The following is a 15546-nucleotide window of genomic DNA, read 5'->3' as shown; positions in this document are numbered from 1 at the left end:
GTGAGCGCAACGAATGGCCCACGGCTTTCGTGATTTGACTAAATAGGTTTCTGGCTTTCTGGCTCTCGGTCAGAACTTCTGCTTTGCCCGCTTCGGCATAAAATAGGTTCGGATATTGACGAGTGCTTCGGCGACGGCAGCAGCATCCTGGTGGGTCGCTTTCCGTTTTACCTCGCCGAGCTTGCGGATCGGCGCAATGATATCCCCAGTGACGGCATGACCTCGAAGGACAGGCTGCCAAAGCCTTGGCGCGTGTCGTGTTCCAATGAGAAAGCAGATGTCCCAATCAAATGGATCAAGGGTCTGATCATCGATCTGGGTGAACCTTGGCCGGTGGTCTTTCGGTCTCTCGGAAAGGCTTGCAGATATCCGATTATACTCTGCAACGATCGTCTGCACGGCCCGATGTTCGGTTGTTTCCATCGGCAGGTTTAGGGCATCCGGGCCGGTCAGTTCCGGGATCCATTGCCGTGGGTCGATGAACCTGGGGCCGATGATGAGGGCCGTAAGATAACCATCGAGTCTGCTCATTGACCAGATAGGCGATGGCGGACGACGTCTCCTGATAAAGGCTTCGAATGCGTCGTCATCGAGCTTCGGTCGCGGCGTCATCTCCTGGCTGTTCTGTGTCATGCCGCTTGTCGCTCCTGCTGTGTCATCGCTTCGCGTTCCGCCTTCCAGGCCCAAGGCAAAAGGCTCTCCATCTCGTTGGCTTTCACTTTGCCGGAGATGATGCGCTCCAGCACATCGGCAAGCCAGACGTCGGGGTCCACGCCGTTAAGCTTTGCCGTGTTCACGAGCGATGCCAGGACAGCGAAGGTCTTTCCACCCCGCTCGTTGCCCACGAATAATGAGTTCTTTCTCGTCAAAGCCACGGATTTCATGGAACGCTCGACGACATTGGAGTCCACCTCGATCCGGCCATCCTCTAGAAAGGCTGTCAATCCGCTCCAGTGGTTGAGCATGTAAGTGACTGCCTTGCCAAGTGCCGATTTCGACGACACCTCGTCGCTCAGTTCGGTGAGATGGACCTTCAGTTCTCTCATGATGGGAGCTGCCTCACGACGCCTGCCGCTAAGCCGGGTATCTTCATCTTCCCCTCGTAGTTTTGCTTCGATGCGATAGATTTCGGCAATCCTGGCAAGGATCGACAAGGCCTCCGAAGAGCCGGTCAGTTTGACGACGTCAACGAACTTTCGCCGTGCATGAGCGAGGCAGAAGGCCAGCCGCATGGGGGCAACGTTGCTCTTGCCGCGTCGTTTGACCATGGTTTTATAGGCTTGATATCCATCAACCTGAAGCACGCCGGCGAACGACGACAGTTGCCCCTCGATCTCGCGAGCGCTGCGGCTTTCGGCAAAAATGTAGGCCACCGCCGGCGGCGCCGGACCGTTCCATGGCCGATCGTCAACCGCTTGTGCCCATAACTGGCAGACCTTGGTTCGTTTGCGCCCCGGATCGAGGCGCGGAAGTGGCGTCTCGTCACAGAACACCCTCGGCTGCGAGCGGATGAAGGCGGTGAGTGCATCGTAGAGAAGTTCGAGCCACCAGGCGACCCGCGTGACCCATGCCCCGAGCGTACCGCGATCAATGATGACGCCGCAGGAGGCCAGCATCTGCGCCTGGCGATGCAGCGGCAAATGCCAGGCAAACTTCGAAACGGCGACATGGGCTGCAAACGCCGTGGTCACCATGCCGCCGTCCATGATGCGTGCTGGTGCGGGTGCTTGCACGATGCCACTCTCGCAAGCCCGGCATGCATAGCGTGGCCGGATCGTCCGTTTCACCCGGACTACTGCAGGCACGATGTCGAGCGCCTCGCTGACATCAGTGCCGATGCAATGAAGTTCGAACGAACAGCAGGGGCAAGTCTTGCTCGCTGGCTCGATGAGCTCGTCATAACGCGGAAGGTGTTTCGGCAAACGGCCGATATTGCGGGCTGGCGATCGCCGTGCCTGCGTTTTGTCTTCATCGACCGGCGCGACATCGTCATTGGCAGCAACGGGAATGTCGCCTAGATCGCCAAGATCGAGCATTGCCTGCGTTGGATCGATCGTCGTCATCTTCTCCGATTTCGTCCCGAAGAGCTGGCGCTCAAGGAAGGCAACGCGCGCCTTGAGATCGGCATTCTCTTCGTCGAGCGAGAGAATGATCCGGGTCAATTGCGCAGCATCCTGGGGCAAGGGATCGGGTCGAAGCGGCATGACAGACCCTACCACACGGGTCTGAATCTTCAAGCAAAACCAATAGGATCAGCCTGCTTTTGAGGGCCTCCTCACCGCGTTTCGTTTGACGCGCGTCCAGTCAATGCCGGCCAGCAAAAGCGAGAACTCCTGGGCACTCATCTGCATAGCGCCATCGCGGATCGGAGGCCAAACGAACTTGCCCGCCTCCAACCACTTCGTCGCTAGGATCATGCCTGATCCGTCCCAATAAATGCAGCGAAGCCGATCAAGACGCTTGGCGCGGAACACGAACACGTCGCCACAATAGGGATCGGCCGCAAGGGCTGACGCCACCAAAGCTACCAGGCCATTCATGCCGCGCCGGAAGTCGACGGGTTGCGTCGCAACCATGATCTTCACGCCATTTGGCGAAACTCCGATCACCGGCGCCCTCGCAACGCCGCTACCATCGCCTGCGCCAGTTCAGGCGCTACCGAGCCGATGACCGTCATGCGTGCGCCCGCAATCTCGATCTCAATTCGGCCAGCGAGAACCTCTGGGGCATTCGATGGCGAGCCTTCGTGTCGTGCGCCATCCCCAACCACTGTCACCGGCACGAACACGGCAGGCGGCAAACTAGTCTTTGCCGACCGTTGAGAGGTTAGTCCGGCTTCCCGTCGCCACACATTCAGCAAGCCGCGATTGACGCCCCAGCGCCTCGCAACAGCCGAAATGTTCACTTCAGGTTCTGCGCTCTCCGCGAGAATCCGCGCCTTCTCCTCGTCAGTCCAATTCCGCCGCTGCCGCCGACCGGTGATCACCTCGATCCGCCGATACTTTCCCTCATGCCTGGCTTCATGCATGCCTTCATCCATGACTTCAAGCATGGCATCAGCGCGATCTCCAACCATCCCGGTCCACTCCTATCAATGATAGAGCTTATCTCGAGGCCTCATTCACAAAAGAAAAGGTGGGCTGTTCGTCGCGCTCACGATGAACTTCAGTGCCATGCACGATCCAGTGCCGCGGCGTCGCGGTAATTGTACAGCCTTGAGGCCGTCCCAGGCTCATAGGGGAGGTCGCCAAAATGTGCCGATTGTGCTGACGGAAGGCTCGTCGACGGTTTGGCCGAGCGCGAGCGCGTTCATAACCGCAAGAATTCGGCTCGGACGACCTAAAGAAAGGGACACCTCACTGTTAAATGCTTGATCCCGTCAATACTAAGGACGTATGTAGTGGCTCCAAAGCTGTCCAAGCCGCTGGCATCGGCTGTCTGAGAAGGCCTCAATGAAATTACTGGATACAACCCTGCGTGATGGATCGTATGTGATCAATTTCGGTTTTGATCGCAAGCAGACGGCGGACATATGTCTGGAACTTGATGAAGCGGGTGTTGACTTTATCGAAGTTGGACACGGCGTTGGTCTTAATGCCTCCAATAGGGGGCAGGGTGAAGCCAGGGAGACCGATGAGACCTATATGGCGGCTGCATCGGGAGCGGTAAAAGACGCTAAATGGGGGATGTTTGCGATCCCTGGCATATGCGATCTTGAACACCTTGATGCCTGTATTGATTTTAAAATGGGGTTCTTGCGTTTTGGCGTCTCAATAGATGCCTATAAAAAGGCGGTCCCTTTTATCGAAAAGGCCAAGGCATCCGGTATTGTCGCCTGCGTCAACTTTATGAAATCATATTCAAGGCCTCCAATTGTCTTCGAAGAGGCTGCGCGCTATGTCGTTGCTGCCGGGGCAGACTATGTCTATATTGTTGATTCCGCAGGCAGTATGGTTCCAAGAACTGTCCGGCAGTACTGTGAGCGAATTAAGGATTTGCCATTCGGCTTCCACGGTCACAACAATTTAGGCTTGGCGGTAGCAAATGCGCTGGAAGCCGAAGCCTGCGGCGCCGAATTGGTAGACACTTCGCTCCAGGGAATGGGCCGCTGCACCGGAAACACGATGACAGAGCATTTCGTGGCCCTGATGCATCGTGAAGGCAAATTGGTAAATCTCAATCTCATGCGCCTGCTTGATGCGGCGGAAGAGCATGTGCGGCCGCTTTTAAATCAAGTGGGTCATGACAGCGTCGATCTGGTGTGCGGTTATTCCGGATTTCATTCGAGCTATATGCACGTGATTAGAAGGTATGCTCTCAAATATGACGTAGACCCGCGTCTGCTGATCATTGCTGTCTGCCAGGAGAACCAGTCGGAGGCGCCCGATGCTCTGGTGGAGCAGAAGGCCAGCGAGTTGAAGGGCCATAGCGCGACGAAACATCATTTTACCCTCAGCCATTATTACGGGCACGAGCAGGAAAATCTCTGAGTAGGCAATGTCGAAACTGATAGACCGCTATTTCGAGCGCTTTCGCGAGCTGGAATATCCAATCCTTATCGATATTGCTGGCGACCGGCGACGTGAAGTCGCGGGGACAGAACTCGTTCCGATATTGGATCGGTTGGCATTGCTGTTGGGGCAAATGGGTATCCACCCCGCAGATCGTGTCATCGCCTTAGTGGATAACACTCTTGAAGCCGCCTTGCTGCTGCTGGCTGCGATGCGTCACGGCATTACGCTGTGTATGCAGCCGGCCGATGCAAGCCCTGACGACGTCGAGAAGGCGGCCCGCTTGGTCGGGGCGAAATCCACGGTGAATGCCACGGGGAAGGCCGTGTGCAACACCGAGGCCTGGTGCCTAGATGATTTGCCGGCGGTCGAGAAAGTGCCAGTGGACGTTAGACCCGGAACCCCTCTCACAGTCACATTCACCAGCGGATCGACGGGCGCACCCAAGGGAATCGTCCATGCCGCCGAGAGTTTCCTCACTTGCGCGGACGCATTCAACAAGCAGACCAGCATTACGAATAGCGATCGCTTCTTGAATGTCATGCCCATGTATTACATGGCAGGAATATTTAATGGCATTCTTGCACCACTTCAAGTTGGCGCGGCGGTCGTAATAGATTCCGCATTCTCTACAGGGACTGCCCTCAAATTTTGGCGAACCGTGGCGGAAAACGAAGTATCGGCTTTATGGCTCTCTCCGACCATGTTGTCGCTGGCGACAAAGCTGGATCGTGGAGACAAGCAACTTCCCAAAGCATTCCGGAGGCTTTTCGTCGGTACGGGCGCGATGCTCAAGTCCGACGCCGAGGCATTTGAAGCAACTTACGGACTGGCTCCGCTTCAATCCTATGGGCTCTCGGAGCTTCTGTATGTTTCGGTCGACGATGCAGAATCGCCGTGCTACGGGACTGTCGGTCGCCCTCTGGAGGGAGTTGAAATTGCGACCGGCGATTCTGGAACCCTTGCCATCACAACGCCTTACGCATTCTTGGGCTACCTCGAAGATGGCAGGATCAGAACTCCGCAACAACCGTTCGTGACAAGCGACATCGCCAGCTACGACGACAACCGCCTTTCGATTCTTGGACGCAGCGACGATGTGATATTGCGTGGTGGCGTCAATGTGAATCCTTTCGAGGCAGAAGCTCATCTATCACCACTCTTTGACCAGCGATCTTTCTGCTTGATCGGACTGCCCGACGCGATACTCGGTCAGAAAGTCATTCTCGTCCTGGAGGAGGTACAGCGGCCGCAAGGGGCAGATATTCTTGTCAAGGCCCAGAGGCTGATGCGTGAAAAAGGCGGTAGGATAAAAATAGACGGCGTCGCCTATGTCGCGACCTTTCCGATAGGGCCAACGGGAAAGATTCGGCGAAAGGACCTCCGGGAGATGATTGCCGAGGAAACGATTTGAGATGCTTATCCTGGGCCTTAGTCACATCGCACTGAATACCCCGGATATTGAGCGTTCCACCTCGCGTCTCGCCATGCTCGGATATACGATGCGGTTTGACGAACCCGATCTCGAAAACCACCCGACCAAGTTCGCGCTCCTCGAGCGTTACCAGCGAAGGCATCATATCCGATCACTTGGCGCTCCGGGCGGGATGACCGTTGAACTTCTGGACCATGGGCACACGGGGGGAATGCAATCAGCAGACCTCATTCCGGTTTTCCAGTCCCCCGAGCCTCTTGCCGGATGGCAAACTCTTAGCCCGGACTGCTTGCCGCTGACCCAGGAGGCCTGGAAGCGACTGGAGGTTATGCTGAATGCTCCGCTTAAAGTCTTTCGCGACCCGGAGCTGATGCTCATCTTCGTCTGGTTCAGTGCGAGCGAAGCATCCGGCCTTTTCGCATGTCTTATGCCGAGCCTCGATGTTGATGCGTCAAAAGAGATTCTTTCGTCGCTGCGATTTCGTCCCGACGCGGCATCCGGCCTGTGGTCGTTGTTGAGTCCAATTCCAGCCCTGCAGGCCAGGCTCGTGCCGATTGAGTACTGCGATCATCCGAACTGGATATTGCGCTCACCTCTGGACGCGGCGGGCAGCCCGTGCATCGCGCTTGTCGCGCGGGGCTCCGGGCATCCCCATCTTCCCATGCTATCCGCGCTGGGGGGGCACAGCGAGTCCTTCGCGCTTATGGTGAACAATAGATCATTGAAAATAACGCTTGTCCGGTCCGAGCATGGACCGGTTATTGAGTTGGTGGAGCCGATCACATGATTATTGACCTGACTATGACTCTGCGGGAGGGTATCATGACTTTTCCCGTACACTGGCACCCTGTGGTGGAAATTACCCAATTGGGACGTTTCGAAGTCGAAGGGCGGGAAACGCGCAAGATCACTTTGGGAACGCACACCGGCACGCATGTCGATGCGCCCCGTCACTTTGTGCCCAAGGGCGCGACGATCGAAAATACCGACCTCGATATCTACTATGGCCCGGCTCGGGTGCTGGATTTCACTCATCTTCCTGACAAGACCGAAATCACCCGGGAAATGCTTGTTGAGCGTATCGGACGGGATTTCCCATCGCGTATTCTGTTTCGCTATGATTGGGAGCGGCGTCTCGATAGCCTGAAATATTACACCGACCACCCCTATCTGAGCGAGGAGGCCTGCGAGTGGATAGTGGAAAACGGCATTCGTCTGGTGGGCTTCGATGCACCTATGCCCGATGACCCGCGTAACGGCCGCGGAAGCGAGCGCGACTCTCCCAACCATACCATCCTGTTGCGAGCGGGGGTCGCCATTCTTGAATATCTCGTCAATTTGTCTCAAATTCCTACCAAAGACTTCATCTTATCGGCATTGCCGCTCAAGATTGAGGAAGGCGATGGCGCCCCTGTGCGCGCTATTGCCATCGTCGAATAGCAAGGGTTCCGACAGTGACAGACCTGACCGAATGGGCATGTACCTTCGTTGAGCAAATCGATCCGAGCTTTTCCGTGCTCGGCAAGGAAGCAAGGCTCGGTGAAAATCTCTTTACCTCGGGGCGTCTCGATTCCATGGCGCTGATGAATTTATTACTCGAAGCGGAGGCGCAATTCGGCTTCACATTTACGCCCGAGGCGTTTCAGGATCGACGCCTTCAAACCATTCGAGGTTTGGCCGAGGTCGTTGAGAACTTGAAAAGCGTAGCATGATTACTAAGGGCGATATTGTTGAAGCCCTGCGGTCTGCGGGGCTGACCGCAGGAATGACTGTTTTCAGCCATGCCAATATAGCGTTTTTCGGCCCGGTAGCCGGCGCCGCGAATATGTCCGAGCTTATCGATATCATGCTCGCGGCGTTTGAGTCCGTTCTTGGACCGGACGGGACCCTTGTTTTGCCTGTTTTTACCTATTCGTTCAGCTCCGATAAACAGGATGGCATTTTCGATCTTCAGAATAGTGTTTCAACGACCTCCGGGCTGGGCAACTGGCTCGTTGCAAACGGAATGGGGTGCCGTTCCGCGGATCCGATGCTTTCTGTCGTGGCTCTGGGTGGTTCAGCTGACCGTCTCACTCGCGATATTGACCCGATCTGCTTTGGTCCCCGCAGCATCTGGGCACGGCTCCACGAGGCCGATGCCACTATATGCAATCTGAATCTCGATAGCGGCTCTACCTATCTGCATTGGGTGGAACGTGAGTTGGGCGTCGCCTATCGCTCCGATATCCCGATGATGGGAACGATTATCGACCATGGTAGGCCGCGCGCTGCGAAAATCGTCTACAGTGGCCGCTCGCTTGCCGATCCCAATGCCGTTCCAAAATTTGAACATTATCACAATGCATCCGTCGCCGCCGGACTGTCAAAGATAGTGCCGCTTGGACGCGGACAGATTGTTGCGCAATCATGTCGAAAGGCACGCGATTTTCTCGGCGAGTTGCTCGAGAGTAATCCTTATATATTGACCGCCCGGCACGAGAAGCCGGTCGTTTGAAAACTATGGCGTCGATGCTGGGCGCGTGAGGCCGCAGCGACGGGTCGGTCGCACAAGATTCATATGAATGGGGGTTGGAATGGGCTATGATTCAAAAAAGGCCTGGGGTGAGCTTTATTCGGGCGATAGTCCGATCGCCTACCCAGCGGAAGGCGTGATAAGGATATTCAAGGGGACATTTCCTGCGCTTACGATGCCGCGCGCTCATGCTAACCTTTCCATTTTGGATATGGGCTGCGGCGACGGCAGACATCTGCCATTCCTGAGCGGACTAGGCTTCAATGTCTGCGCAGTCGAGGTCAGCGAGACAATTTGCAGCACGCTACGCAGACGGATGGAAGCCTACGACGTGAAAGTAGACATCCGCGCCGGTCATGCGGGTTCCCTGCCATACGAGGATTCGTTTTTCGACCGTCTGCTGACATGGAACAGCTGCTACTACATGTCGCTTAGCGGCCCGAGGTTTGGTGCCCACGTCGCGGAGATGGCCAGGGTCTTAAAACCCGGCGGTTGGATCGTCGCTTCTCTTCCAAAGAAAACCAACTTCATTTTCCGAGATTCGAGGGCGAGTGACGCAACCGGCTATCGCATCATTGCGAACGACTATTTCGGTCTGCGCGATGGCGAAATCATGCGCTGTATCGAAGACCGTGCCGATCTTGTTGAGTCTTTCGAACCGAAATTCGAAAACTTCTGCCATGCTGATCTCGACATGGAGTGGTTTGGATTGCCCTATCACTGGCACGTCTTTTGTGCGCAGCGAAAGGTTTGATCCAGTCCAATGAGAAAAGTCGGCCAGGAGACGATTAGTCGGTACCATCGGCAACGTGGGCTTCTGCAAAAATTGCGATGCCGGGCCACTGTTCCGTTGAAGAAGATGAGAACCATTTTATCTAGGATAGCTGACTTTTTCCGACGTAGAAATTTTGATCGTCGTCTAAAGAATACGTCTTTTTCGGATATTATAGTTGCGAAAGATACCAAATTCTATGATCGTTTGCTTAACTGGTCTGTGGTTTTGGATAGAAAAGCTATCGATGTATTGAATGACGACGGCGATTACGCTCTTGGCGCCTTTGAGCTTTCCGAATGTATACGCCTGTCACTGGCGTTATCGGGCAGGATATGTCGACGTCTCGCTCGGGTACTGGCGCCAAATTCACCGACCGAGGCTGCGGCCCTGGAGGCTGCGTGGTTTTTTGCCGTTTGGACCGAGATCAGCGTTATCTTGCCGATGCGTCATCTCGCACGGTTTCTGCATAAGAAGTTTGGCGAGAACCTTATTGTTGTCCCCATCGACCACGGGCGAGTAACATGTCTCAATCACTGGGCATACAATGAACTTGAGCCCTTCATTTTGGTTGCGGAACTGAGGCGGCGCGGTGCTAGAAGTTTTCTGCTTGCCAGGTCTCAAGAGCTGTCGAACCGGTTTTCCGGCGGAAAAGGCGAACTGAATTTTGTCGCAAACTCCGCCTGGTGGCATTCGAAGGTGGACGCCAAAATCCCCACGACAACATTCGAGAAGGTTTTCGAGCCGGATGGAATGCGTGATCCCCACAAGGTGCGTTGTGCGATTGGGCGGGCTGCTCTCGTCGGGACCGTGCGTGACCCGGCATCAGCAGCGTCAGCAGATATCCATCTATGGAGCGAAGTTGACAACCCGCCTTCCATCAAAGTGTCGTTCGATGTTGTCTTAGCCCACAAGGCATTCTCAATCTTCGCTCCCTCTGATCCACTTCCCAAACTTACCGATGCCTTCCTGACATTTGTTGGAGGGCTGTCGAAGGCCGCGTGGGAGAATGCCAATAAAGCAGTAGCTGCCTCCACGGCCCGCGAGGCCCATGTCTGCGATCATTTATTTTTCGAGGGCGCGCTTATCAGCCACGCCGTCGCTGCCGCTGGCGGAAATATCCGTTTGTGGCCGCACTCTTCCAATGCTGGCCATGTTCCCTTTCAAAAACACGATGCATTGGCCGGTGTGACTGCTGTTACGGCGAGCGCCAAGCGGATGTGGTCTAGAGTGCTCACTTCTGAAATCGTCAATATCGACTCGAGTTTCATGCTTTCGGAGGCTTCGACCGCGCGCTCATACGCGGCGGGAGAGCCCGTTCACATAGTGGTTTTTGCTGGTGCGCACCGGCTCAACCGAATGCCGACGCTGGATTGTCGTGCGCATAAGGCGGCGTTGCAGAAATTTTTTGGAGCACTCGCCGGGTTGCCGGACAAATTTCAGGTTCTTGTTAAGCCGAAGGCCTATTGGGAAGAGGCCGATTGGCTTGAACAGTTTTTCCCGATCGGCCATCGTTTTCGCTTCACCGAGCAGACCACAAAGGAACTGGATCTCCCAAACATGATATTCTCAACCGTCTCGCTGGGCTCGACCGCGCTCTTGGAAGGGATCGGGCGCGGCATCCCTGGCTTGATCGTTCGGGAGTTTCCTATTGTCGACTATACCGCCCTCGATGCTGAGCACATGCAAGTCGGTGATACCGATTTCGTCATCGGGCAAATCAGGTCCTGTGCCGATCCGGCCTACTATCATATGCTGGCGGAGCAGCATCTTCGTTGGTACAAGACCGAGACGAATTTTCCTCGTGGGGTTATTTGAAGATTGGGTCCTGGTGTGGTGGCGTCTGCGGAGGACTGCGTCAGGCTATTGTGGGAGTAAGAAATGCATGGTGGCGCGCCTGGCGGTGAGCTTGCGAGAATCGTTGAACCAATGAATTCCGACGCTGCGCGCGAATCGGGCCAAGCTGCCTACAATTTGGCTTGCGAGCTGTTTCCGATAAATCGGTCGATCACCGGACCCGGCGTGAGGCAAACTCTTGCGATATTGACGCGGGAAATGCCGGAGTTGACCACTCATGCCGTTCCTTCAGGAACACAGGCTTTCGATTGGGTCGTGCCGGACGAATGGGAAGTTCGAGAGGCCTACATCGAAGATCCGGAAGGCAATCGTATCATCGATTTCAAGATCAACAATCTCCATCTGATGGGATATTCGGAGCCTGTAAACTGCGAATTGCCCTTGGACGAGCTGCAAGCGCATCTTTATTCGCTTCCAGACCAGCCGGACGCAATACCCTATGTTACGTCCTATTACTCCCGCCGATGGGGATTTTGCCTCAGTCATCATCAGCGGTTGTCGCTGAAACCTGGACAATATCGGGTTCGGATTGATGCTACGCTCGCGCCTGGCAGTCTGAATTATGGCGAAGTTCTAATAGCTGGCGATAGCGTCGAAGAGCTTTTCCTATCCACCTACATTTGTCATCCCTCCATGGCAAACAATGAACTTTCTGGTCCAGTTGTTGCAACCGAGATTGTCAAGTGGCTAATCTCACGAGATAGGCTTCCTTATTCATTTCGCGTTGTATTTATCCCTGAAACGATTGGCTCTATTTGCTATCTCAGTCACAATCTAGGGGTTATGAAAGAGAGAGTGCGTGCGGGCTTCAACATCACCTGCGTGGGCGACGACCGCGCCTATTCCTTTCTGCCCTCGAGGGACGGCAATACGCTAGCAGATCGTGCGGCTCTCCACGCTTTACAGCATGTCGCTGGCGAGTTTGAGCGCTATTCCTGGTGGGACCGTGGCAGCGACGAACGGCAATATTGCGCTCCCGATATCGATTTGCCAGTTGCCTCAATTATGCGTTCCAAATACGGGGCTTATCCGGAATATCATACGTCACTCGACAATCTGGATCTTATTTCACCTGCCGGCCTTGCGGGAGCTATTCGAGTCGTTCAGGGGGCAATTTTAGCGGCGGAACAGGATCGTCATTTCAAGATCAACGTTCTCGGCGAGCCGCAGCTTGGAAAGCGGGGCCTTTATCCCACTATTTCCACAAAGAATTCGGGCGAAACCGTCCGGCTGATGATGAACGTTATTTCTCAGCTCGACGGCAGAACATCACTTCTGGAGGTGTCCAATAGGGTCGGCGCGGCGATCTGGGATATCTACCCCATCGTCCTGAAACTAGTTGAAGCTGGGCTTGTCGACGACCTCTCGCTTACCGTCCAGCCATCAAATATTTAAGGGTTAGCTAATCTCCTGGATCTTTGCCAAGGTTAGGCATGTCTAAGAACAAGGTACAGTCCGCCCGAGCTTTAGCCTTCCTGGTTATTCTGAGTGTCCGGTCGAATTGGGGTGCAGTTCATCCGGCTTATAGGAGAGCGACGTGCTGCGGCCGAAATTACTCATTCTCTTTATGGCGGTACTCTACATCGGAATTTTCGCTGTGGCGACGTGGGCGTAAACAGGTTTCGGATTCAGCCGCAACTTTTCGCTGACTGCATGCAAAGGGTTGACTTAATGTGATCACGTGAAGGAAATTGCCGGACTTTGGAAACGGCGATGAAAAAGGACTTTCTGTGCTGCTGAACGTGAATGCACATTTTTCATCCGCGACAATAAGGGGTTTGTCGCGTCGCGTCGCCTGAAGCCAAAGCCACCGAACATGGCCATAGCGATCTGTCATGCGTCGTCGAATCTCTCCTTGATTCTGGTCGTGTCATCGCCATGCGCGCGGCGCCGGCTTCAATACGACGGCAATCGTCCGGAATACCTACCACGCGAGCTGCCGCGGTAAGAGCCCCGAACACCATCCGACAGAGTATTTCCGTGAATTGGTCCGGACAAGCCTTCACGGCGACCATGTACTGGTCTATGACGTCTGCAACCCTTCGTCGTCTACCTTCACAGAACCTAATGCAAGGAGAACTCGTATGGCGGAACTGTCGGTCTATATTGGTTGGGATTCCCGAGAAGATATTGCCTACCAGGTTGCGAAGGAATCGCTGCTGGAGCACGCGTCGATCGACGTCGATGTGCACCCGATCAAGCTGCAGGAGCTCGTTGATCGCGGTGTTTATACGCGATCAGTTGATCCCCTGGCCTCGACCGAGTTCACCTATTCGCGCTTCTTCACGCCGTGGCTTGCCGGTTACAAGGGCTGGGCCCTGTTTTGCGATTGCGATTTCCTGTTCTTTGGAGACGTGGCTGACCTGCTGCAGTATCGGAATGAGGATCAGGCCGTTGCATGCGTCCATCATGACTACACGCCAAAGGAAGGCGTGAAGATGGATGGCAAGGTCCAGACGACATACCCACGCAAGAATTGGTCGTCGTTCATGCTCTTCAATTGTGACCATCCGTCCACTCGCAAGCTGACGCCGGAACTGATCAATGCTGAAACGGGTGCGTTTCTGCATCGCCTTCAATGGGCCGATGACAGCGAGATCGGCGAAATTCCGGAAGAGTGGAACTGGCTGGAAGGTTGGAGTTCAAAGCCAGCCACCGGCTATCCCAAGGGCGTCCATTACACCAATGGGGGCCCGTGGTTCAAAAACTGGCAGGAGGTTGAATACGCTGACAAGTGGCTCGGCAAGGCGCTCGCCATCGATCCTCGGTTCGCTCCGGTGTGACGCTTGAATCTCGGCTTTCTTGTCAAGCTCCGCTGGATGCTGTCGCGCCGCTCCTTCAGCATCGGAAACGCACCCAATATGCGCTATTGGCCTCGATTCCGAGGCCGGGGCCGCATAGAAATTGGCGACAGGTTTACGACCCGTTGTGGCGTGATCGTCGATGCTCAAAGTGGGCACATCAACATCGGAAATGATGTCTCGATCAATGACTATTCTATTCTGCTGGGACACGGCGGAATCAGGATCGGCGACAATGTGCGCATCGCTGCCCACGTCGTCATAGTTGCGTTTGAGCACAACTACGAGGATCCGACGGTGCCAATACGCTTGCAGTCTATCAGGAAAGAGGCTGTTGTGATTGGTGACGATGTCTGGATTGGAGCGGGCGCCAAGGTGCTCGCGGGTTCTCACATTGCCCGTGGCACGGTGATCGGGGCAAACACTGTGGTGAAGGGGACAACTGTTCCCTATGGTGTGTATGTCGGAGCACCTGCGCGCCTTGTAAAAACAAGGACAGGCAAACATGCGAGAACCGAGAGCGTTGATCGCCCCGTTCCGGTGCAAGCGTTTGGCTAGCAAGACAACACATACGGTTGAACGATGAGCGGACCTAACGTCAACGATCTAGAGGCGACGAATGCAACTCCTCCGAGGGAAATCAACTCGGAGGAATGGCGATCGTTTTTTCTCGGCTATAGTCACATCGTCTTGGTCGCAAACAGCGATGAGGTCGATATCAACGAGCTAACCTCGCGGTTTCCGGAGACGACACTCTTCATCTTCTTCAACAAGGTTTACAAGGTCCTGAGCGAACCGTTCATGCGCAGCGCCATTCTGGTGTCGCGAAGCGGAACGTTGGGAGCAAACCTCGTCAAAAGCGGTAAAGTGTCGAGGGTCGTCCAATACTTCGACAAGAACAGCTTCCTCGGGATCATCAATTTGGCAATTGGTGATCGCGAAAAGTTTAGCCCAGAATCCGAATTCGGAGGCGTGGCCGTCAGGCATCTCGATTTGACGGCCCTGTTTGCTCCGTTTTATCCGAAGACAAGTCTTCCGACGAGCGGATTTGCGCTGTGCTTCTGGCTCGCCAACCTTCACCTGCCTGCAACGATCACGCTGGCTGGCTTCTCGTCCAAACGAAGTGAACGCTATCAGGTTCTCGACGTTCACGATTGGACGTATGAACAGGTGGTCTTGCGGCTCATGTATCGGCGCGGGAAGATTGACATCATCGGCCGCGAACGGACCAATCCTTATGCCGATCTGGCGACGCACTTTCCGGAATATTCTCCAGGCGAAATTGCCCTGACGGCGAACGAAGTGCTGTCGGAGCGCCTTGTGAACCTTAGCTCGATCGTTGACCGGCTGATGCATGTGACGAGGTTTTTGCGTTTCATCGACAGGACTTACAAGAAACTGAAGCCGAAGACGCGAAAACAGCGGCGATGGGATGCGATGGAAGGCAAATAGGTATTCACCTAGCCATCAGGCGCCTGGCACTATGAGATGACAGGTTGGCTTGAAACCCGGCAGCCAGCGGTCTCAACGATATGATCCGAAATCTCGTCATCCTGGTGGACCTCGTCCTTCGCCTGTCTCACTGAAGGGCCCGCGCCAAGTGAGCGGTGTTCATCCTGCGTCTTCACCGAAACTCGCGCCCAGACGAACCGCCTTCA

The 15546-nt window shown here is 55.0% G+C and carries 16 protein-coding genes; 12 read left to right on the top strand and 4 right to left on the bottom strand.

Features of this window, described 5'->3' with window-relative positions; all coding sequences use genetic code 11:
* Nucleotides 1-69: 69 nt before the first annotated feature.
* The 4 genes from AS026_RS38675 to tnpA are packed head-to-tail and all read right to left on the bottom strand — an operon-like array spanning nt 70 to nt 3076.
* Nucleotides 70-633 carry a UPF0149 family protein gene (locus AS026_RS38675; RefSeq protein ID WP_062368490.1) on the bottom strand — a complete coding sequence of 188 codons (564 nt, stop codon included), beginning with the start codon at nt 631-633 and terminating at the stop codon, nt 70-72.
* On the bottom strand, nt 630-2204 hold the full coding sequence (gene tnpC, locus AS026_RS38670; RefSeq protein ID WP_028749712.1) for an IS66 family transposase: 1575 nt from the start codon (nt 2202-2204) through the stop codon (nt 630-632). The genes AS026_RS38675 and tnpC overlap by 4 nt, the downstream gene beginning before the upstream one ends.
* Before the next feature lie 48 nt (nt 2205-2252).
* Nucleotides 2253-2609, bottom strand: coding sequence for an IS66 family insertion sequence element accessory protein TnpB (gene tnpB, locus AS026_RS38665; RefSeq protein WP_028749713.1), 357 nt, complete (start codon nt 2607-2609; stop codon nt 2253-2255).
* A complete protein-coding gene (tnpA, locus tag AS026_RS38660; RefSeq protein ID WP_062368489.1) occupies nt 2606-3076 on the bottom strand; it encodes an IS66-like element accessory protein TnpA in 471 nt (156 codons plus the stop codon). The genes tnpB and tnpA overlap by 4 nt, the downstream gene beginning before the upstream one ends.
* A 376-nt stretch (nt 3077-3452) precedes the next feature.
* Between tnpA and AS026_RS38655 the strand changes: the two genes are divergently transcribed.
* From AS026_RS38655 to AS026_RS38600, 12 genes are all read left to right on the top strand, one after another.
* On the top strand, nt 3453-4490 hold the full coding sequence (locus tag AS026_RS38655; protein WP_062376429.1) for a beta/alpha barrel domain-containing protein: 1038 nt from the start codon (nt 3453-3455) through the stop codon (nt 4488-4490).
* 7 nt (nt 4491-4497) lie between these two features.
* The gene (locus AS026_RS38650; RefSeq protein WP_062376427.1) at nt 4498-5925 is read left to right on the top strand and encodes a class I adenylate-forming enzyme family protein; all 1428 of its coding nucleotides are present in this window, start codon (nt 4498-4500) and stop codon (nt 5923-5925) included.
* A gap of 1 nt (nt 5926) precedes the next feature.
* Nucleotides 5927-6733: a hypothetical protein gene (locus AS026_RS38645; protein WP_062376424.1), complete on the top strand. Its 807-nt coding sequence runs from the start codon at nt 5927-5929 to the stop codon at nt 6731-6733.
* On the top strand, nt 6730-7386 hold the full coding sequence (locus AS026_RS38640; RefSeq protein WP_062376422.1) for a cyclase family protein: 657 nt from the start codon (nt 6730-6732) through the stop codon (nt 7384-7386). Before AS026_RS38645 ends, AS026_RS38640 begins: the two co-directional genes overlap by 4 nt.
* Before the next feature lie 14 nt (nt 7387-7400).
* Nucleotides 7401-7658 (top strand): acyl carrier protein, encoded by a 258-nt coding sequence (locus AS026_RS38635; RefSeq protein WP_062376420.1) that lies wholly within the window; start codon nt 7401-7403, stop codon nt 7656-7658.
* Nucleotides 7655-8440: an AAC(3) family N-acetyltransferase gene (locus AS026_RS38630; RefSeq protein ID WP_062376418.1), complete on the top strand. Its 786-nt coding sequence runs from the start codon at nt 7655-7657 to the stop codon at nt 8438-8440. Before AS026_RS38635 ends, AS026_RS38630 begins: the two co-directional genes overlap by 4 nt.
* A gap of 79 nt (nt 8441-8519) precedes the next feature.
* A complete protein-coding gene (locus tag AS026_RS38625) occupies nt 8520-9212 on the top strand; it encodes a class I SAM-dependent methyltransferase (protein ID WP_062376416.1) in 693 nt (230 codons plus the stop codon).
* A gap of 96 nt (nt 9213-9308) precedes the next feature.
* Nucleotides 9309-11048, top strand: coding sequence for a hypothetical protein (locus tag AS026_RS38620; protein ID WP_131815375.1), 1740 nt, complete (start codon nt 9309-9311; stop codon nt 11046-11048).
* A gap of 63 nt (nt 11049-11111) precedes the next feature.
* Nucleotides 11112-12482, top strand: coding sequence for a DUF4910 domain-containing protein (locus AS026_RS38615; protein ID WP_205634513.1), 1371 nt, complete (start codon nt 11112-11114; stop codon nt 12480-12482).
* Nucleotides 12483-13171: 689 nt separating this feature from the next.
* A complete protein-coding gene (locus AS026_RS38610; RefSeq protein ID WP_062376412.1) occupies nt 13172-13870 on the top strand; it encodes a hypothetical protein in 699 nt (232 codons plus the stop codon).
* A gap of 3 nt (nt 13871-13873) precedes the next feature.
* A complete protein-coding gene (locus tag AS026_RS38605; protein ID WP_062376410.1) occupies nt 13874-14446 on the top strand; it encodes an acyltransferase in 573 nt (190 codons plus the stop codon).
* 24 nt (nt 14447-14470) lie between these two features.
* Nucleotides 14471-15340: a hypothetical protein gene (locus AS026_RS38600; RefSeq protein ID WP_062376408.1), complete on the top strand. Its 870-nt coding sequence runs from the start codon at nt 14471-14473 to the stop codon at nt 15338-15340.
* The last annotated feature ends 206 nt before the right edge of the window (nt 15341-15546 follow it).

Source organism: Rhizobium altiplani (assembly GCF_001542405.1).
In the GTDB taxonomy this organism is placed as follows: domain Bacteria; phylum Pseudomonadota; class Alphaproteobacteria; order Rhizobiales; family Rhizobiaceae; genus Rhizobium; species Rhizobium altiplani.
This window is presented reverse-complemented; position numbering and strand designations above follow the sequence as displayed.